The sequence below is a fragment of the Myxococcus sp. CA051A genome (assembly GCF_013336705.1).
GTDB lineage: Bacteria > Myxococcota > Myxococcia > Myxococcales > Myxococcaceae > Myxococcus > Myxococcus llanfairpwllgwyngyllgogerychwyrndrobwllllantysiliogogogochensis.
The window spans coordinates 807,468-826,212 of the sequence record NZ_JABUMS010000002.1; the positions used below are offsets into that span (position 1 = coordinate 807,468).

Below are 18,745 nucleotides of genomic sequence, written 5' to 3' on the forward strand. Positions count from 1 at the left end.
CGGTGTCACCCCGGCGGAGGTGTCTTCAGCGGAAGCCGGACCTGGAAGGACGTGCGTCCGGGCTTCGACTCCACGCGCACGTCGCCATGGTGTCGGTCCACGACGACGCGGCGGGTGATGTCCAGACCCAGGCCCGTGCCCTCGCCCATGGGCTTGGTGGTGAAGAAGGGCTCCCAGATGCGCGGCAGCAGCTCCGGCGGCACTCCGGGCCCGTCATCCACCACCTCCACGAGCAGGAAGTCACCGTCCTTCGCGGTGCGCACGGTGAGGTGGCCCTTGCCGCCCATGGCGTCGATGGCGTTGTCGACGAGGTTGGTCCACACGTGGTTGAGCATGCCGGGCAGGGCCTGGACGCGCGGCAGGTCGTGGTCGTACTCGCGCTTCACCTCGACGCCGTGCTTCAGCTTGTAATTGAGGAGCAGCAGCGTGTTCTCCAGGCCCTCGTGGACGTCCACGGGTTCGAGCTGCTCCTTGCCCGCATGGGTATAGGACTTCACCGCGCCGGCCAGCTCCGCCAGGCGCGTGGTGCTCTGCTTCACCTCCGCGAGCAGCGCCCGCGTGCGCACCATCGCCTCCAACCACGCGAGCGCGTCCGGCAGCGCGTCGGCGGGAAGGGCCTGGGCCAGCGCCTCCAGCTTCTCCTGTCCGATGGCCGCGTCGAGCAGCGTGGGTGAGAGGTCCCACGCGTTCACCACGCCGCGTTCATCCATCCAGGTCGCGAGCGCGTCCTCCGCGTCACCTCGGGTCAGCGGGTCCAGGTCCCGCGTGGCGCCCCGGCCCTGGCTCTGCCGGCACGTGCGCAGGAGCAGCACGCGCTGCTCCTCCGTCAGCTTCCAGCGCTCCAGCGCGAGGGACAGGTCCTCCTGCGCGTCCATGGCCACGGTGAGCTGCTCGGTGGCGCGGCGGCCCGCGGAGGCGGGGTTGTTCATCTCGTGCGCCAGCCCCGCCGCATGGCGGCCCAGCGCGGCCAGCTTCTCCTGGCGCAGCAGCGTGCCTTCCAGGCATCGCAGACGCTCCTGGGGCTCCTTCACGTCCGCGGACACGTCACACCTCACTCAGGTATTGGTGGATGAAGGAGATGGCGATGGAGCCCTCGCCCACGCCGGATGCCACGCGCTTGATGGAGGCATGGCGCACGTCGCCCGCGGCGAAGATGCCCGGCACGCTCGTCTCCAGGAGGAACGGTGGACGGTCCGGCTTCCAGCCCTTGGGGCGCTGGCCTCCGGGCATCAGGTCCGGTCCGGTGAGGACGTAGCCGCGCGCGTCCCGGGCCACCAGTCCGTCCAGCCACTCCGTCCGGGGCACGGCGCCAATCATCACGAACAGCGTGCTGGCGGGCACGGTGCGCTCGGGTTGTCCCCGCGTGGCCAGGGTGAGGCGCTCCAGGTGGGCGCCGCCCTCCACGCGCGTCACCTCGGTGTCGAGCAGCACGGTGACGTTGAGCAGGGAGCGCACCTGTTCGACGAGGTAGTGGGACATGCCCCGCTCCAGCGAGTCGCCGCGCACCACCAGCGTCACCTGCCGGGCGAACTGCGCGAAGTAGAGCGCGGCCTGTCCCGCCGAGTTGGCGCCGCCGATGATGTAGACGTCCTCTTCCTTGCAGGACACCGCCTCCGTGCGCGACGAGCCGTAGTAGACGCCCGCGCCGGTGAGCGCCTCCATGCCGGGGGTCTCCAGCTTCTTCCATTGAACGCCCATTGCGAGCAGCAGCGCGTGACAGCTCAGCTCCGTCCCATCCGCCAGCGTGACGATGCGGTACGGGTCCTCCACGCGCAGGCCGCTCACCTCCTGGGGCGTGAGGATTTCCACGCCGAAGCGCGCCGCCTGCGCCACCGCGCGCCGGGTCAGGTCTCCGCCGCTCAGGCCCGCGGGGAAGCCCAGGTAGTTCTCGATGCGAGAGCTGGTGCCCGCCTGTCCGCCCGGTGCGCTGCGCTCCACCATGACGGTGCTCAGGCCCTCGGAGGCTCCGTACACGGCGGCGGCGAGCCCCGCGGGTCCTCCACCGATGATGACCAAATCGTAGAAGGGCTTGGTGGCGCGGACCTTCAGGCCGATGCGTTCGGCCACCTCCAGCGTGGAAGGCCCCATCAGCCGCGTGCCGTCCGGGAAGAGGACCAGGGGCAGCTTCTCCACGGCCGCGCCACCGGCCTGGGCCAGCAGCAGCCGGCCCTCGTCGCTGACCTCCACGTCGAGCCACTGGTAGGGCACCTGGTTGCTGCCCAGGAAGTCCCGCAGCGCATGGGAGCGAGGCGCCCAGCGGTTGCCCAGCACGCGGATGCCCTCGAACGTCGGAGGGTGGTGCGCCCACCACTCCTCGAGCAGGTCGGTCAGCACCGGATAGAGGCGCTCCTCGGGAGGCTCCCACGGCTTGAGCAGGTAGTGGTCCAGGTGCACTTCGTTGATGGCGTGGATGGCGGCCTGCGTGTCCGCGTACGCGGTGAGCAGCACGCGCCGGGCCTCGTCGTAGAGCGCCTTGGCCTGCTCCAGGAACTCCACGCCGGACATGCCTGGCATGCGCTGGTCCACCAGGAAGAGGGCCACCGGGTCTCCGCGCAGCCGCAGCTGACGCACCGTCTCCAGCGCCGCCTCACCCCGGTCCGCGCTCAGCACGCGGTACTCGCGGCCGTACTGCCGCCGCAGGTCGCGCTCCACCGCGCGCAGCACTTCCGTGTCGTCGTCCACCGCGAGGATGACGGGCTTGGCCATGCGGTTCGCTCCCCTTGGGAGAGAACGCACCGGACAGCGCAGGTCCTCCAGGCGGGCGGACGGGCCGTGCGCGGGCCGCCCGGAGCCCTGGCGTCAGCGAGCGCCCGCGAGGCGGGCTACGGCGGGCACGTGGCCGCCTCGTCGTTTCTATCGATGACGCGCTCGTCGAGGGCGCCCGTGTGGACGGCCTCCGCGAGCAGGGTGGCCCGACACGAGGGGAGCCACGTGTTGCCGGTGACCATGAAGCCGACGCGGACCTGGGCCAGGGAGTCGAGCCGGAGCTCCGTGAGGCTGGGGTTGTCCCGGACCGTCAGGCCGTCCACCTCGCGCAGGCCCTTCAGCCCGACGAGGGTCGGCAGGTTCGTGTTCCCATCCGCGTAGAGGTTGCTGGCGATGGTCAATCGTTCCAGGCCCGACAGGTCCATCAGGGACCGGTTGTTGGTGATGACCAGCTCGCCGCGGATGCTCTGGAGGGAGCCCAGCTCCGTGACTTGATACAGCCTCGGATTTCCGATGACGCGGAAGTAGGGACCCACGTCCCGCAAGGCCCGCATGGGGCCGAGGACGGACAGGTTGTTGTTGTTCTCGAGGGTGAAGCCCCCCACCCGGGAGAAGTTGGGCAGCTCCAGGCGCTTGAGCTGAGGGTTTCCCGACACCACGAACTCCCGGCCGACGGTCTGGAGGTTCTCCAGCAGGGCGGTGTCTTCCAGCGCCTCATTGCGGACGAGGGAGGCGTCACCCGGGATGGTCCGCAGCTTGCGCAGCCCGGCCAGCGAAAGGAGCGAGGGATTGTCGACGATGTGGAGGGCCCCGACGAGGGCGACCTGCGGCAGTGGAACGTCTCTCAGCGCTGGGTTGCCCGTGATTCTCACGGTGCCTGTGATGCTCTCGACAAAACTGAAGGTCCCCGCGCCTTCGAGGATGGCGTTGTCCGTGATTTCAAGGCCCTGTCGAGGGGTGAGGGCGCCCGTTCCCGCCAGGGAGAACAACCGGGCGTTCTGCTCCACCCTCAGGCTCCGGCCCACCTGGACTGCGCGGCTCGGGGGGAAGGAGGCGGGGCCGAACATCAGCGAGTTCAGTTGCGGATTGCGGGCGATGACCACGTCATCCCGGACGAAGCGAAGCCCCGTGAGCGCCACGCGCACGAGCAGCGGGTTGTCGTGGATGTCCACCGAGCCTTCGACGAACTCCAGCCCGGGGAGCACCACCTCCGTGGCCACCTGTGAGGAGATGATGAGCCCTCCTCGGATGTGGGAGATGTTCTGGAGCGCGGCGACGTCCGTGGCGTCGAGCAGCTCGTAGGTGCCGTCATGGGTGGCGGCGGACCGGCATGCGTACTGCCGGCCCAGGACCTCCAGTTCCTCCAACACCAGACTCCCGTCCTCGTCTCCGCCGTAGGCCACGGCCACGCCGCCAGCGATGCAGTTCACGCCGGGCGCCTCCGCGTGCTGGCGTGTCAGGATGCTCCCCGGCGGTCTGCAGATGCGGGTGGAGGCGCGAAGCTCGTCGTCGTCGAGGGTGCCGTCCTGGTCCAGGTCGGGTCCCGACTCCACGGCGTAGACGTCCGAGGAGCCGCATTCACTGTCCTCGCGCGTCCCGAGCCCCACCACGCGCGTGAGCACCGTGTCCGGCTCCTGGCAGCCGTAGACCGCGCGGGTGATTTCGTCGTCGGACAGGATGCCGTCCTGGTTCGTGTCGTTGCCCGCGTGAGTCAGTTGGCCGCCCAGCGGACACGCCTCGCCCCGGGGCTCCCTCCGCGTGCGCACCAAGACCCCTGGGAAGGTCGTGGCGCAGACGTACTCCGCGGCCGTCACCTCGGTGTCGCCGAGCACGCCATCCAGGTCGGTGTCGATGCCCGACTCCACCCGGCGACCGCCGTGCTCGCAATGCGTGCCCGCCGGCTCCTCCCGCGTGCGCTGCACGACTCGTGGGGGCGCCTTGTCGCAGGAGTACTGGATGTTGTCCGCCTCGTCGTCGGACAGAAGCCCATCGTCATTCGCGTCCGGGCCCGCGAGCATCGCCTCCCCGCCATGCTCGCAGTGCTCGCCCGCGGGCTCCGGCTCCTTGCGAATGAGCGTCGCGTGGGGTTCGAGGAAGTCGCCGAGGCGAATCGCATCGCAGCCCCCCAGCAAGAAGAGCGGAACAACCCAGGTCCATCGCATCGGAGTTCCTCTTTGTCGCTTCTCGTCGCGCGCGCTGTCCCCACCAGATGGACTCATGGGCAGGTGGCCTGGTCGTCGTTGTCCGCCACGAAGAGCACGCCGGGAGTGCCTGTGTAGGCGCGCCCCACGAACTCGAGGACATGACAGGTGGGAAGCCGCGGGTTGCGCTGGGCGGACAGGTAGCTGGACACCTCCTGCACCGTGTCCAACCCCAGGCGGGTCAGGTTGGCGTTGTCCTCCACCATCAGCGATTCGATGGTGCGCAGCTTCGCGAGCTCACCCAGGTTGCCGAGCGCGTCGCAGCGCCGCACCGAGAGCCCCCGCAGGTGTTCCAGGTTCGCCAGCCCATGTAGCGCGGTCAGCTTGGGATTGTTGTCGAGAGAGAGCCAGGGCCCGTTCACGAGTGGAATCAGGCCCCCCAGGGTCTTGAGCTCCGGGAGGGAGTCCACCGAGATGCCCGTCGCCACGCTCCGCAGCTCGGGCAGGTCCCCCCACACCGTCATCGCGTCGTTGCGGGCGAAGGTGATGCTCCCCGCATGCCGGAGCGAGAAGAGACCGTAGGAGTTGAGCATCCCCGCGTTCTCGCTCACCTCCAGCTCGCCGGAGACGACCTGGAGTGACGACAGTCCCATGAGGTTCGGCAGTTGGGGGTTGCCCTTCACCCGCATGTTTCCACCCACGGACTCCAGCTTCGTCCCCCCGAGCGTGACCAGGTGGGTGTTGCCCTCGATGACGACGTCCCCGGCCACTCGCACCAGGTTGGGCAGGGGCAGCCTCGGAAGCGTGCCGTGAGCGCTGATGGTCAACGCTCCCTCGAGGAACTGGATGGAATGCAGCCCCGGGCTCTCGGGCGCGTGCGTGAGCGCCGCGTTGCCTTTCAGGAGCACGCCGCCGCGAGGAACCACGAACCGGAGGCCGTCCAGGCTCGTCAGCCGGGCGTTGGACTCGACGGCCAGATTCGTGGTCACCCACAGTTTCTCGCCGCTCGCGCCGCCGACCTCCAGCGTCTCCAGCATGTCGTTGCCGCGAATCTCCAGCCCCTGTCCGACGAAGCGCAAGCCGGGCAACTGCATGCGCGTCAGGGAGGGATTGCCTTCGATGACCACGGCGCCATCGACGACCTCCAGTGAGGGCACCCTCACCTGGGAGAGCGACGGACCGCCGCCCCGGAACTGGAGGGTACCTCGGATGCGGCCGATGCCCTGGAGCACGGCGAGGTCCGTGTCGTTCCGCACCAGGAAGTCGCCCTCGAAGGTGTTCCGGTCCCGGCAGATGAAGCTGGAGGCGAGGACCTCCGAGGCGTCCAACACCCTGTCGGTGTTCTGGTCCATGCCCGCGAAGACGCGAGTCCCGCCCGCCGCGCACTTCTCACCCGCCGGCTCCCAGTCCAGCTCCACCAGGAGCTGGGGCTCCTGCGCGCAGAGGGAGAGGGTGGTCCGCACCTCGTCGTCGTCGAGGTTCTTGTCGCCGTTCTCGTCGGGCCCCGTGTCGACGAGGGTGAGCCTGGTGGGCTCGGGGCAGGAACTCGGGGGCGGCTCGGGGATGCGCACGCGGGAGAGGATGGGCGCGTCGGAGACCTTCCAGCAGGTGTACACCTCGCGGGCGACCTCCTCCGGGTCCAAGGTGTGGTTCCCGTTCGCATCGTGCCCGGCGCGGGTGACCTGGCCGTCTCCCAGGCACCGCGTCCCGAAGGGCACCGGCTCCACAATCACCAGCAGGTCGGGGACGATGGCGCACTGGACCTCGGTGCTCGTCACCTCGTCGTCGTCGAGCACGCTGTTCGCGTTGAGGTCCGTGCCCACGAACATCACCCGTCCTCCCAGGGGACAGCGCTCCCCCGGAGGCTCCACGATGGTGCGGGAGAGCGCGGGGAACAGCTCGCTCAACCGGAGGGCTTCACAGCCCATCACCAGGGGCAGCAACGCCAGCCATGACCATCTCATCGAGTGCTTCCTTGGGGGGCCCACGCGCCCTGCGCTGCTGTATCGCCGACAGGGAGCACCGGCGTCGCGCAGGTGGCCGTGTCGTCGTTGCCCCGGATGTCGCGCTCCGTTCCGATGAACACCCGGTCCGCGAAGGTGTTGGCCAGACAGGTGGGCAGCGCCGTGTTCCAGACGATGTCCAGCGTCTGGCGCACTTCCAGGAGGCCGCCCAACCCGAGTCGTTCGAGCGCGGGATTGGAGTCCACCTTGAGCTTCGTCAGCGACTTGAGGTGTGAGAGCCCATCCAGGTGCTTGAGCGTCGGGTTCCCCGTCACCTCGAGCTCCTCCATGCTTCGGAGGTTGCCCAGCCCCGACACGTCGTTCAGCACGTCGTTCTCCGAGAGCGCCAGTCGCGGCAGGGAGGACAGGGCCGGGAAGGTCCCCAGGTGCGTCAGCGCCTTGTTGCGCGTCAGGTCGAACCGGCCGTGGATGGCCGTCAGCCGGGGGAAGTCGCAGGCCGTCAGGGCGTCGTTGTCGGCGAGGGACAGCCAGCTCACGCTGTGCAGCTCGCCCAGCCCCGATGTGGAGACCAGGGCGTCGTTGTCCGTCACGTAGAACCCCTCCTGAATCGTCCGGAGTACGGGCAGGCCCGACAGGTCGGTCAGCGAGCCGTTCTGGCGGAGCGTCAGGGTGTTGCCCACCGTCTCCAGTTGCGTCAGCTCCAGCTCGGTCAGCGCTGGGTTCTCATTGATGGCGATGGAGCCACCCACCTGCTTGAGGACGCGGAAGGGCAGTCGGGTCAGCTTCGCGTTGCCGATGACATCGAGCGAGCCGGGCAGCTCCGTGAGGTTCCACGAGGCAGGGAGGGTGAGCGAGTCGTTGTCGAACAAGGCCAGGCTGCCCCGGGGCCTCACGTTCTTCAGCCCATCCAGGCTGGCGAGGCGCGGGTTCTGCTGCACGGACAAGTCCCGCTCCACCCACAGGGCGCCCTGCTCCGTCGAGCCACCGAGCGTCAGCGTCTCCAGCTCCGGGTTGGCGTAGACGGTGATGTCGCCGCCCACGAAGCGCAGCCCGTCCATCTCCAGACGCGTCAGGGCCGTGTTGCCGCCCACGTACAGCGGCCCCTCCACCGCGGTGAGCGATGGCAGGACGAGTTCGGCCAGCGCGGTGTCCTGGATGTTCAGCGAGCCCTGGATGCGGGAGAGGGAGCGCAGCACCTCCAGGTCCACCGCGTCGCGCAGATAGTAGTCGCCGGTGAACGTGTTTTCGGAGAGGCACACGTAGGTGCGCGTGGCCACCTCGGAGTCCTCGAGTGTGCCGTTGCCGTTCGTATCGGTGCCCACGTTGAGGCGCGTGCCACCGGAGGCGCAGCGGGCTCCGGGCGGCTCGGGTTGCGGGCGCACGCGGACCATCGACGCGGGAGCGCAGACGATGGCTTGCGCGCGGCGCTCCGTGTCCCCCAGCGCGCCATCGCCATCCAGGTCCGGCCCTGCCTCCAGGAGGGACGTCCCCTCGTCGCAGGCGAGGGGATACGAGTCCAGGTCGCTCACGCGGTACACCACGGTGGACGCATCCCGACAGGTGACGACTTCCTGCGTGACTTCCGCGTCCTCCAACTGCCCGTCGCCATTCACGTCCAGGCCCGCGCGAAAGCGCTGGCCGCCCAACGGGCAGGGTGTCCCCGGAGGAAGCGTCTGCGTCACCACCAGCACTCGCGGCGGTGCCAGGGCACAGTCGTAGGAGGTGCTGCTCACCTCGGCGTCGTCCAGGACGCCGTCGTCGTCCAGGTCCAGGCCCGTGAGCGTGCGCCGTCCGCCGTGCTCGCAGTTTTCGCCAGGGGCTTCGGGCTCGGAGCGGGACAGGGGATTGTGCTGACGGACGAGCTGCTCCAGGTCGATTCCGTCACAGCCCACGGTGAGCACGAGCAGCGTCATCCAGACAGGTCGCATCACGAAGGCTCTCCCCCGGGCCGCACGGTGTCAGCGTCTCAGCGCCAGCTCGATGCCGAACATCCGGTCCCACCTGTCGTCACCGTCCAGCGTGACGCGGTCCGCGGAGGCCGTGGCGGCCAGTCGCAGCTTCAGTCCCAGCAGTCGCCCCGCAACGCCCGCCGCCGCGTGAGTCGTCAGCAGCGTCGGGTCCCACATGCGCTTGTTCGGCGACGTCACCCCCAGCACACCCCAGCCGAGTCCCGCCTCGAGGAACAGCGGCGTGCGCTCCCCATCCCTCAGGCCGAAGAGGCCCTGCACCGTGGTGCGGTGCGTGCGGATGCCCTCGAACGCCACCGGCATCAGCGAGTAGGTGGCGCGCGCGCCGTAGTAGAGGTGCGGCCACGTGTCACCGCGCCAGGAGAGGCTCGGGCCGGTGGAGAACCTGCTCAGCCCCAGGGGCGCCTGGTGCCCCACGAGGCCCACCTCCCACGCGGAGAAGGCGGAGGGGGTGGCCATCGCGAAGCGCCGGGACACGAAGTCGCCGCCGCCCGCGGCTGGAGGAAAGGCGCGGGAGAAGTCCACCGGCACCAGACCCGCGGCGACCACGTACTGGTCATAGAAGTCCTTGTCGAGCGGCACGGCGAACAGGCCCCGGCGCAGGGCCTCCTCGGCGGGACCGCGCTCCTGGAGCTCGCGGGGCTTCAGGTCCGGCAGCAGCTCCTGGGACAGCTCCGCCAGGGTGACGCGGGCTTCGCTGGTGGGCGTGCGCAGCCAGTACACGTCGCGCTCCGGCAGCCGCAGCATCACGTACTGGTCCTCCGAGCGACGCACGTCCGCCAGTCGCCGTCCGTCCGAGTCCTCCACGGAGAGGCGCGAGTGACCGAAGCCGCTGGACAGCGTGAGGCTGGGGCCGCTGGGGGCCGGGCCGACGAGGGGACGTCGAGGTGCTCCGGTGGGCGCGAACGCGTGGATGCTCAGCCGCGCCGGCAGGCCCTTCACGCCTTGCAGCGACGCGGAGACGAAGGCACCCAGCTCGCTGTACTCCACCTGTCCGTCGCCATTGATGTCCGCGGCGCCCAGGAGCCCCGAGCGCGCCACGTGGCTGAAGACGCCCGCGCGGATGCGGGACCACTCGTGGGTCTCTCCATCGTCGCTCTCCGCGAAGACGGCGCCCACGGTGGGCCGGGTGGCCAGTTGCTCGCGAGCGAGCATGCCGCGCAGCTCCGCCAGCACCGCCGCGTCCGTCTGCCCACCCCGACTGCCCACGACGCCGGACGCGCGGCAGGCGTCGACGATGAGGTGCACGTAGTCGGCGCCCAGGGGGTCCACCACGTCCGCGTAGAGGCTCGCCTTGTCCAGCCGGCCTCCCGCCAGGGTGAAGTAGGCGCGGCCCGCCTCGTCCGTGTTGCCGTGGCCCACGTACACCACGAGCACGTCCGTCTCGCGGCCCAGCTCGTCGTCGGCGAGGCTGGCGGCGCGCAGCCGGGCCACCTCGCGCTTCACCTCGTCGGGCGTGGGAGGCCGCGCGCCCGCGAGCACCGGCCGCGCGCCCGCGAGCGTGGAGGCGTCCGGGTCCACCAGCAGCGTCGTCTCCACCCCCAGCCGCTGGAGGGTCTCCGCCCACAGCACGCCGTCATCGTCAGCGAAACGCAGCGCGGGCAGCGACGGGTCGTCGCTGCCGTTGTGGGCAATCACGAGCGCGCGGCGGACCAGGGCATCCGCCGAGGCGTCGCGTGCGGCGAAGAGCGCGGCGACCCCGAGGAGCACTCCCAGCTTGTTCATGGACCTTCCTCTACCCTCAGGGCCTGCTTGAGCACCACTGCCCCCCCCTGCTCCTCACCACGCAAGGCCGCCAGGGCCGCGGACGGGCTGTCGGCGAACGCAGCCGTCACCTCCGCCTCGCCCACCGTCTCCGGCAGCGGCACCGTCAACGCGAGGGGCGCCTCCTTGCCTGGCGCACCGGACAGGAGGAAGGGGCCGGCGGTGAGCTCCGCGCGCTGCGTGCCGCGCACCTGGACGGCGATATGCGTGTACGGCGCCTGCCCGCCCGCGGCGAAGGCCAGCATGGCACCCGCCGGGCAGGCTTCACCCGAGTGCAGCTCCCGCAGCGGCTGACCCGGGGTGGCGCAGAAGATGCGCAGCGCCACGCCGGGCGGCGGCGTGCCCAGGCCTCGGGCGCGGAACTCGTCGGTCAGCGCGGGCGACAGCACCATGGCGGCGACGACGGCGGTCAGCGCGCCCGCGAGCGCCATCATCGACGGCCACCGTGAAGGGGCGGCCAGGGGCTCCGCCGCGGCCAGCGCCGCCTCCAGTCCCCCCTCCGTCAACGCGAACCGCTCCATGGAGGAGGGCGCGTCCAGCGAGTCCTCCAGCGCGCGGTGCGCCTGGGCCCAGCGCTCGTAGAGGGGGCCACAGCGGTGGCAGACGTGGGCATGGCGCAGCAGTCGCGAGGCCTGGGCAGGGGGAAGCTCTCCCTGGGCCCAGCGCGGCAGGCTGGCGTCGATGTGTCGCTCGTACCACCTCATGATGGGATGCTCCCTATCGCGCACAGGGCGAGGGTGGCCAAGAGGACGCCCAGCTCCAGGCCTCCAGGCTCGGCCGTCGTCTCCAGCCAGCCGGAGGACTTCAGGTGCTCGGTGAACTGCGTGCGCAGCTTGCGCTCGCGCACGCGGACCTCGCCTCGGGTGAGTCGGAGTCGCTCGGCGGTGGTCTCCTGGGACAGCCCCTCCACGAACCGCAGCTGCGCCAGCGCGCGACCTTCCTCGGACTGCGTCTCCAGGAAGCGGCGCACCAGCGTCCGGACCTCGGTGCCGAGCGCCTCTTCCTCCGGGCTGCGCCCCTCATTGGGCAACTGGTTGAGCTCCGGTGCTTCGTCCAGCGAGACGGCTTCCCGGGACACCCGTCCCGACGCGCGCATCAGGTCGATGGCCGTCGAGCGAGCGACTGTCAGCAGGAACCCCAGGTAGGGCCGCACCCCGTCATAGGCCTGCCGCATGTTGGGACGAAACGCGCGCACGAAGGTCTCCTGATGGGCCGCGTCCAGGTCCAGCGCGGACAGGGACACGGTGCGCGTGGCCCCACCATCCGGGCCCACGGAGAAGCGTCGCGAGAGGTAGCGCAGCACCTCCGGCGAATACGCGCGGTACACCTGGGTGAGGACGGACGAATCCCCACGACGGAAGGACTCCAGGACGGAGCGGTCATTGCCTGGCAGCACGGTCTCTCCGACACCACGCGAGCCGGCTCGAGCCCAATGCCCGACCAGCCGTCACCCTTGAAAGGGATACGGAGCTTGCTCGCGAATTGGGTTGTCCACGTCAACGAAGAGGCGCCGAATTCCTTGCGGCACGACCCAGAAATAGTTGTCGGGACGCGGTCTTATGCCCTCGAACTATTTCTGGGCCGGCCTCAAGAAAAGGGGAGGGGCGAGTGGGGATGGACCTGGGTCCAGGCCGCTTGGAGCTGGGCGAGCACGGTGGCGCGGTGGGTTTCGTCCAGGCCGTACCAGCTCTCGATGAAGCGGATGGGGCCGACGAGGTGGGCGTTGAAGTCCTCCAGCTCCTCGGCGGGCACCCACAGCTCCTGGTGTCGCGCGGCGCCCACCGTCCGGACGGGGTAGCGGGTGAGCCAGGAGGACTCCACGTCGAAGGCGGTGACGAAGCCCACGTGGCCGGAGCCGGCGTCTGGGGCGTTCCAGTCCCGGGCGATCTGCCGCGCGTAGTCCGCGTTCATCACCGGGTAGAAGAAGGGCTGGTCCGGCAGGCGGGGAGGAAAGCCGCGACAGTCGCTGGCCAGGACGAGCTCCGCTTCCTTCAGCCCCACCGGGCGGTACAGCGTGAGTGTCTCCGTCATGGGGTCTCTCCTATCGAGCGGGTTGTGGGGCGGGGGCGCGCGGCGTCGGGAGCTGCCCGGGCCCGAAGGGCCCGCCGACGCGGCGCGAAGGCAGGCCCTGACGGTGCGGAGGTGGCGGCCGAGTTCGCGTCCAGCCACTCCGGCCCATTGCCGCGAAGGCGCGTCCCCGAGTCTTCAGGCATGAGCCGCCGACCTCGGGGAGATCTCAGTTTGAAGTCACTCGACGCCGGGCGGCCCGTGGGTACGGGCCGCCGTCATGGCGTCGAGCGGACTTCACCCTCGGCCGGTCAGAACGCCGAGCCGCCGACGCGCGTTCTGGGAGACGCGGTCGATGAGGACAGAGTGTTGTGCAGCACCCAGCTCCCCGCGGCCGAGCCGTCAGGGTTTCGGTTGTAGGAGACACCCTGGATCGCGTCCCCGTACTTGCCCTTGTCCTGCTCGGAGCCATCCGGGCGGACCAGGAAGGCGGTGTCGCCGGAGCTGCCCGTGTTGACGCCCCGGTTGAAGCGCAGCCCGTCGCCGCCGTTGGCGAACGCCACATCGGGCACGCCCGAGGGCACCGCCGACGCGCCGGAGTAGACGGTGTAGACCTTGCCGGGCTGGAGCATCGTGCCCCCGGGGAAGACGTGCCGCGCGGGCTTGTCGCCCCGCCGCGACTCCTCGTCGTGGATGGAGTAGCCGCCCAGGTCCACGGCCGTGGTGCCGGTGTTGCGGATCTCCACGAACATCTTGTCGAAGTCCACCGTGGTGGTCCCCGAGACGTTGTTCGGGTGGGGCAGGTACTCGTTGATGAACAACGTGGGCACCGGACGGTTCAGCAGGAACACGTTGTCGCTCACATCCGCGAGGGTGCCATCCTGCGCGTCGCTGATGCGCACCCGCGCCGTGGAGGACTCCACCGCGGGCACCGTCCAGGTGTAGGTCGCGGGCGATGCGGGCACGGACGCGACGATGTCGCTCCACGTGAGCCCGTCATCCAGGGAGTACTGCAGCCGCACCGTGTTCACCCCGGCCGACGTCCAGGTGACGTCGAACGCCACGCCCGCGCTCAATGACTCTCCGCCGTTGGGCGCGGTGAGCTTCACGGTGTGCTCCGGCACCTCCCCGAAGTTGTAGCGGCTGATGATGGGGTAGTGGTCCGACGTGGTGGAGCCGTAGCTGGGGATGTTCGGCCGCAGCACGGCGGCCGAGCCGGAGACGTAGTGGGCCAGCATCTCGTTGCTGACGAGCTGATGGTCGATGAACGTCGAGAAGCTCACGGTGGAGGCGACCCCTTGGAGCGACATGGCCTGGGTGACGAAGGCATAGCGCACGGTGTCGTCCACGAAGTCTCGGTAGGGTGTGTCGAACTTCCCCCCCGTGCTGGGGTTCGTCGTGGTGGACCCGTCCACGTCGTCGTTCCAGTCACCCACCACCATCACCTTCTGCGTGGGGAGGTTGAAGTCCAGGTAGTCCTTGAGGTGCTGCCCGGCCGCGAGCCGCCGTGCATAGTCGTCCGCCCCGGTCATGGCCTTCATGTGCAGCACCAGCACCGTCAGGTCCACGCTGGAGACGCCTCGGGTGATGCGCAGGTCCACGCGCAACGGCGGCCTGCCGGCGAAGTCATTCTCGTACTCGCTCAGGACGATTTGCGCCTGGCGCACCTCCACCAGCCCCGTCTTGTAGAGCAGGCCCACCTTCTGCTCGTTGAACGAGTAGTAGGTGGGTCCCAACGTCACGGTGGGGTCATTGGAAAGGAAGCCCTCGTACCCGGGCAGCTGGTCCTTCAGCGTGTTGAACTGCGCCGTGTTGACCATCTCCCCCAGGCCCCACACGTCCACGCCCGCGTCGCCAATCACGGACTGCACGTTGGCGAGCTGGAGCGCGTCGTCCGCCGGGTCCTCCGTCGGGGAGCCGAACCACTCGATGTTCCAGTTGCCTACCGCCAGCGGGAAGCTCGTCGAAGGGCCCCCATCGGGGATTCCCGTGCCTGGCTTCACCTCCAGGGAGAAGCGGCCCTCCGCCTTCACGCCGCTGGCGTCCTGCACCCGCAGGGTGAAGGTCTTCGTGCCCGCCAGCTCCGCCACGCCCGTCACCTCTCCGTCCTGAGTCAGCGACAGGCCCGAAGGCAGCGAACCCTCCGCCACGGAGAACGTCAGCGGGGGACGCCCGCCCGCCACCGAGAAGGTGTGCGTGTAGCCGTTGCCGGTGAACGCGGCGGACGGCGCGACGGCGGAGAGCACCGGCGCCGGCCACACCTTGAGGCTGTACGTCCGCGTATCCACGCTCTTCTCCACGTCCCGCACGCTCACCCGGAGGGAGAACTCTCCAGAGGCGCTGGCGGGGCCGGTGAGCTTCCCGTCGGCCGAATAGAAGGAGAAGCCCGGGGGCACTTCCGTCTCCAGCGTGTAGCTCAGGGGCGCGGTGCCACCCGTGGCCGTCAGGTGCACCTCATAGGTGGCGCCCACCGTGGTGTCGGTCAGCTCGGAGGTGGGGAGCTTGGGGCCCCCGCCTGGGTCATCGTGGCGGCTTCCCGAACAGGCGCTCAAGAAGGCCAGGAGGACGAGTGTCCCGGCGGCGCGGATGAGAGACATGGATGTGGGCTCCAGCAGGGCGAGCCATCGGCCGGGCCCGCATTTGAAACGAGACACTCTAGCGAAATCCCTGTTGCGCGACGATGACACCCTCGAACGCGGACGGAGCCCCAGGAAGTCGCGCTGCGTTGGAACGGCAATGGCCGTCCGCGTCGTCCGTGACATATTCGAGAGTCGCGGGAACCATGGGGGGCTGCCGCCGCCCGACGAGAGGACACGCTCAATGGCCGAGAAGTGGGACAAGCAGTTGATGGAGTTCCTCAAGCGCACCGGTGACGAACTCAAGCGCACGACCGACGACCTTCGCGGCGAGGCGCAGCGGCTCCTCAAGGAAGTGAAGGACCCGGAGAAGCAGGCCAAGGTGAAGGAGGGCCTGGAGCAGCTGCGCACCTGGGCGGCCAGCACCACCAAGGTGGCGGCGGAGAAGATTGAGACCGCCGTGCGCCAGGTCGAGGGCGCCGTGGAGCGCGCCTTCCATCCGGAAGACGAGGCCACCACCAAGCCTCCCGCCAGCAAGAAGGCCAAGGGCGCCTCCCGCGCCAGCGCCCCCGAAGCCCCGGCCGCCGAGGCCCCGGCTCCGAAGGCCGAGCCTCGCGCCGCGAAGAAGGCGGGCACCAAGTCCATTGGCCGCGCCAAGAAGGCGGGCGGGCGGGCGGCGAAGAAGGCCGCCCCGGCGTCCAAGAAGACGATGGGCCGCGCCAAGAAGCCCACCGCCGGAGCGTGAAGTTCCGTTCCTCCTGAATCGCGCCCGCACATACCTCGGGTCCGGGTTCCGCCAGTCGTTCCCGCCAGTTGGAACGGTGTGCGGCGCGTGAGATAGTGCGCGCCGTGGCCGGCTCCAGCGAAAAGGACAGCATCCAGGCGGAAATCGGGCAGGACGTCATCGACGCGGCGGTCCGCAGCGTCGAGCGTCGAATGGAGGATGACGAAGTGACCGTCATCGAGGTGGAGGCCCCCCAGGCCGCCGCCTCTGACGAGGACCTCGCCGCCTCCCCCGAGTCTTCCGCGATTCCCGAAGACCCCGTGGCGACTCCGGCGACAGCCGAAGAGGTCGCCGCCTTGCGCGAGGAGGTGGAGTCGCTCAAGGCGCAGGTCGAATTCAGTCAGGCCAAGGGCCGCGAGACGATGGAGCGGCTGCGCGAGGCGCACGAGCGCGCGAAGGATGCGCAGGAGCGCATGGTCCGCGCCGCCGCGGACCTGGAGAACTACCGCAAGCGCGCGCAGAAGGAGAAGGAGGAGGTCCAGCGCTTCGGCTCGGAGAAGCTGCTCAAGGACCTGCTCCCGGTGATGGACAACCTGGACCGCGCGCTCGAGGCGGCGGCCAAGTCGACCGACATCGACAGCTTCCAGAAGGGCGTCGCGATGACGCGCAAGTCCTTCGAGGACGCGCTCGCGCGCCACGGCGTGAAGTCCTTCAGCGCCAAGGGTCAGCCGTTCGACCCGCGCATGCACGAGGCCATCCAGCAGGTGGAGACGGCGGACGTCCCCGTGGGCCACGTGGCCTTCGAGGTGGTGCGCGGCTTCTTCCTCAACGAGCGGCTGGTGCGTCCGGCCCTCGTCGTCGTCGCGCGCGCGCCGGAGGCACCCGCGCCCATCGACACCACGTCAAACACGCCGCCCGAGTCCGCGGAGGCGCCGTCCTCGCCGGACGGTGAGCCGCGTGCCGAGGCGACCGAGCAGCAGTCGGACAGCACTTCCGGGGGGAGTCAGTAAGCGTCATGGGCAAGGTGATAGGAATCGACCTCGGAACGACCAACTCGTGCGTCGCCGTCATGGAAGGCGGCGAGCCGGTGGTCATTCCCAACAGCGAGGGCAGCCGCACCACGCCTTCGATGGTGGGCTTCACGGACTCCGGTGAGCGGCTGGTGGGCCAGATTGCCAAGCGGCAGGCCATCACCAACCCGGAGAACACCGTCTTCGCGGTGAAGCGGCTCATCGGCCGCAAGTTCGACTCGCCGGAGGCGAAGAAGGCCATCAGCGTCAGCTCGTTCAAGGTGGCCACCAGCCCCAACGGCGACGCGTGGGTGGAGATTCGCGGCAAGGGCCACAGCCCGCCGGAGGTCTCCGCCATCATCCTGATGAAGATGAAGCAGACGGCGGAGGACTACCTTGGCGAGCCCGTCACCGAGGCGGTCATCACCGTCCCCGCGTACTTCAACGACAGCCAGCGTCAGGCCACCAAGGACGCCGGCCGCATCGCCGGCCTCAACGTCCTGCGCATCATCAACGAGCCCACCGCGGCGGCGCTCGCGTACGGCCTGGACAAGGTGAAGGACGGCGGCACCGAGCGCGTCGCCGTCTACGACCTGGGCGGCGGCACGTTCGATATCTCCATCCTGGAGCTGACCGCCGGCGTGTTCGAGGTGAAGAGCACCAACGGCGACACGTTCCTGGGCGGCGAGGACTTCGACCAGCGGCTCATCGACTACCTGGCCAAGCGCTTCGCCGAGCAGAACAACGGGCTGGATTTGCGCAAGGACCGCATGGCGCTCCAGCGGCTCAAGGAGGCCGCCGAGCGCGCCAAGCACGAACTGTCCAGCGCGCCGGAGACGGAGGTGAACCTGCCGTTCATCACCGCGGATGCGTCCGGCCCCAAGCACCTGACGGAGACGGTGGACCGCTCCACGTTCGAGGCGCTGGTCGCGGACCTCATCGACCGCACGATTGAGCCCTGCAAGATTGCCTTGAAGGACGCGGGCCTGAGCGCGCAGCACGTCAACCAGGTGCTCCTTGTCGGTGGCATGACGCGCATGCCGCGCGTGCAGCAGAAGGTGCGGGAGTTCTTCGGCAAGGAGCCGCACAAGGGCATCAACCCGGACGAGGTCGTCGCCGTGGGCGCGGCCATCCAGGGTGGCGTGCTCAAGGGCGAGGTGAAGGACGTCCTCCTCCTGGACGTCACGCCGCTGTCGCTGGGCGTGGAGACGGCGGGCGGCGTCTTCACGAAGATCATCGACAAGAACACCACCATCCCCTGCAAGAAGAGCCAGGTGTTCTCCACCGCGGTGGACAACCAGCCGCTGGTGAGCGTGCACGTCCTCCAGGGCGAGCGCGAGATGGCGGCGGACAACAAGACGCTGGCGCGCTTCGAACTGGTGGGCATCCCCCCGGCGCCGCGCGGCGTGCCGCAGATTGAAGTGTCCTTCGACATCGACGCCAACGGCATCGTCCACGTCAGCGCCAAGGATTTGGGCACCGGCAAGGTCCAGCAGGTGCGCGTGGTGAGCAACTCCGGTCTGTCGGAGGCGGAAATCCAGGGGATGATTTCCGACGCGCAGGCGCACGCGTCCGACGACAAGAAGAAGAAGGAGCTGGCGGAGCTGCGCAACAACGCCGACGGCCTCATCTACACGACGGAGAAGAGCCTGGAGGAGTACGCCAGCCTCCTGTCGGAGAAGGACCGCGAGGAAATCAGGACGGACCTGGAGCGGCTCAAGGGCATGCTCAACACCTCCGACGCGGTGGCCCTCAAGGAGGCCTTCCAGCGCCTGGAGGGCAGCGCCTATCGCATCGCCGACGCCATCTACACCGGCCAGGCGAGCTGAACGAGCACCCCCGGATTCCGGACGGGGGGCGTGCAATCATCTCCGCGCCTCCCGCGT

13 protein-coding genes are annotated in these 18,745 nt (G+C 69.5%); 3 read left to right on the forward strand and 10 right to left on the reverse strand.

The genetic code is table 11. The annotated features are described in order from the left end of the window. Positions 1-5 precede the first annotated feature (5 nt). From HUA74_RS46790 to HUA74_RS45515, 10 genes are all read right to left on the reverse strand, one after another. Positions 6-1,043: an ATP-binding protein gene (locus tag HUA74_RS46790; RefSeq protein ID WP_174454136.1), complete on the reverse strand. Its 1,038-nt coding sequence runs from the start codon at positions 1,041-1,043 to the stop codon at positions 6-8. 1 nt (position 1,044) lies between these two features. After that, positions 1,045-2,706, reverse strand: a complete 1,662-nt coding sequence (locus tag HUA74_RS08735) for an FAD-dependent oxidoreductase (RefSeq protein WP_174454137.1) — start codon at positions 2,704-2,706, stop codon at positions 1,045-1,047. Between the two features lie 116 nt (positions 2,707-2,822). After that, entirely contained in the window at positions 2,823-4,868 is a 2,046-nt protein-coding gene (locus HUA74_RS08740; RefSeq protein WP_174454138.1) for a hypothetical protein, read from the reverse strand. 53 nt (positions 4,869-4,921) lie between these two features. Continuing rightward, positions 4,922-6,811, reverse strand: coding sequence for a hypothetical protein (locus tag HUA74_RS08745; RefSeq protein WP_174454139.1), 1,890 nt, complete (start codon positions 6,809-6,811; stop codon positions 4,922-4,924). Next, a complete protein-coding gene (locus tag HUA74_RS08750; protein WP_174454140.1) occupies positions 6,808-8,742 on the reverse strand; it encodes a hypothetical protein in 1,935 nt (644 codons plus the stop codon). Before HUA74_RS08750 ends, HUA74_RS08745 begins: the two co-directional genes overlap by 4 nt. Positions 8,743-8,769: 27 nt before the next feature. Further along, positions 8,770-10,503, reverse strand: coding sequence for a caspase family protein (locus HUA74_RS08755; protein WP_174454141.1), 1,734 nt, complete (start codon positions 10,501-10,503; stop codon positions 8,770-8,772). Further along, entirely contained in the window at positions 10,500-11,246 is a 747-nt protein-coding gene (locus HUA74_RS08760; protein WP_174454142.1) for a hypothetical protein, read from the reverse strand. Before HUA74_RS08760 ends, HUA74_RS08755 begins: the two co-directional genes overlap by 4 nt. Next, positions 11,243-11,938, reverse strand: coding sequence for a sigma-70 family RNA polymerase sigma factor (locus HUA74_RS08765; protein ID WP_174454143.1), 696 nt, complete (start codon positions 11,936-11,938; stop codon positions 11,243-11,245). Before HUA74_RS08765 ends, HUA74_RS08760 begins: the two co-directional genes overlap by 4 nt. 191 nt (positions 11,939-12,129) lie before the next feature. Continuing rightward, on the reverse strand, positions 12,130-12,573 hold the full coding sequence (locus HUA74_RS08770; protein WP_174454144.1) for a hypothetical protein: 444 nt from the start codon (positions 12,571-12,573) through the stop codon (positions 12,130-12,132). Positions 12,574-12,860: 287 nt separating this feature from the next. Then, the gene (locus tag HUA74_RS45515) at positions 12,861-15,146 is read right to left on the reverse strand and encodes a lamin tail domain-containing protein (protein ID WP_254624974.1); all 2,286 of its coding nucleotides are present in this window, start codon (positions 15,144-15,146) and stop codon (positions 12,861-12,863) included. Positions 15,147-15,369: 223 nt separating this feature from the next. On the opposite strand from HUA74_RS45515, the gene HUA74_RS08780 reads away from it, so the two are divergent. The 3 genes from HUA74_RS08780 to dnaK all read left to right on the forward strand — a co-directional run bounded on the left by HUA74_RS08780 (position 15,370) and on the right by dnaK (position 18,688). Next, a complete protein-coding gene (locus tag HUA74_RS08780; protein ID WP_174454145.1) occupies positions 15,370-15,870 on the forward strand; it encodes a transcriptional regulator in 501 nt (166 codons plus the stop codon). A gap of 95 nt (positions 15,871-15,965) precedes the next feature. Beyond that, the gene (gene grpE, locus HUA74_RS08785; protein ID WP_174454146.1) at positions 15,966-16,859 is read left to right on the forward strand and encodes a nucleotide exchange factor GrpE; all 894 of its coding nucleotides are present in this window, start codon (positions 15,966-15,968) and stop codon (positions 16,857-16,859) included. A gap of 5 nt (positions 16,860-16,864) precedes the next feature. Then, complete coding sequence (gene dnaK / locus HUA74_RS08790) at positions 16,865-18,688, forward strand: molecular chaperone DnaK (RefSeq protein ID WP_141642005.1); 1,824 nt, start codon at positions 16,865-16,867, stop codon at positions 18,686-18,688. The last annotated feature ends 57 nt before the right edge of the window (positions 18,689-18,745 follow it).

Coding starts and splice junctions, on each gene's coding strand:
- HUA74_RS08735 (WP_174454137.1), bottom strand. CDS start 2,706: ATGGCCAAGCCCGTCATCCTCGCGGTGGACGACGACACGGAAGTGCTG.
- dnaK (WP_141642005.1), top strand. CDS start 16,865: ATGGGCAAGGTGATAGGAATCGACCTCGGAACGACCAACTCGTGCGTC.
- HUA74_RS08755 (WP_174454141.1), bottom strand. CDS start 10,503: ATGAACAAGCTGGGAGTGCTCCTCGGGGTCGCCGCGCTCTTCGCCGCA.
- HUA74_RS08740 (WP_174454138.1), bottom strand. CDS start 4,868: ATGCGATGGACCTGGGTTGTTCCGCTCTTCTTGCTGGGGGGCTGCGAT.
- HUA74_RS08770 (WP_174454144.1), bottom strand. CDS start 12,573: ATGACGGAGACACTCACGCTGTACCGCCCGGTGGGGCTGAAGGAAGCG.
- HUA74_RS08760 (WP_174454142.1), bottom strand. CDS start 11,246: ATGAGGTGGTACGAGCGACACATCGACGCCAGCCTGCCGCGCTGGGCC.
- HUA74_RS08745 (WP_174454139.1), bottom strand. CDS start 6,811: ATGAGATGGTCATGGCTGGCGTTGCTGCCCCTGGTGATGGGCTGTGAA.
- HUA74_RS45515 (WP_254624974.1), bottom strand. CDS start 15,146: ATGTCTCTCATCCGCGCCGCCGGGACACTCGTCCTCCTGGCCTTCTTG.
- HUA74_RS08780 (WP_174454145.1), top strand. CDS start 15,370: ATGGCCGAGAAGTGGGACAAGCAGTTGATGGAGTTCCTCAAGCGCACC.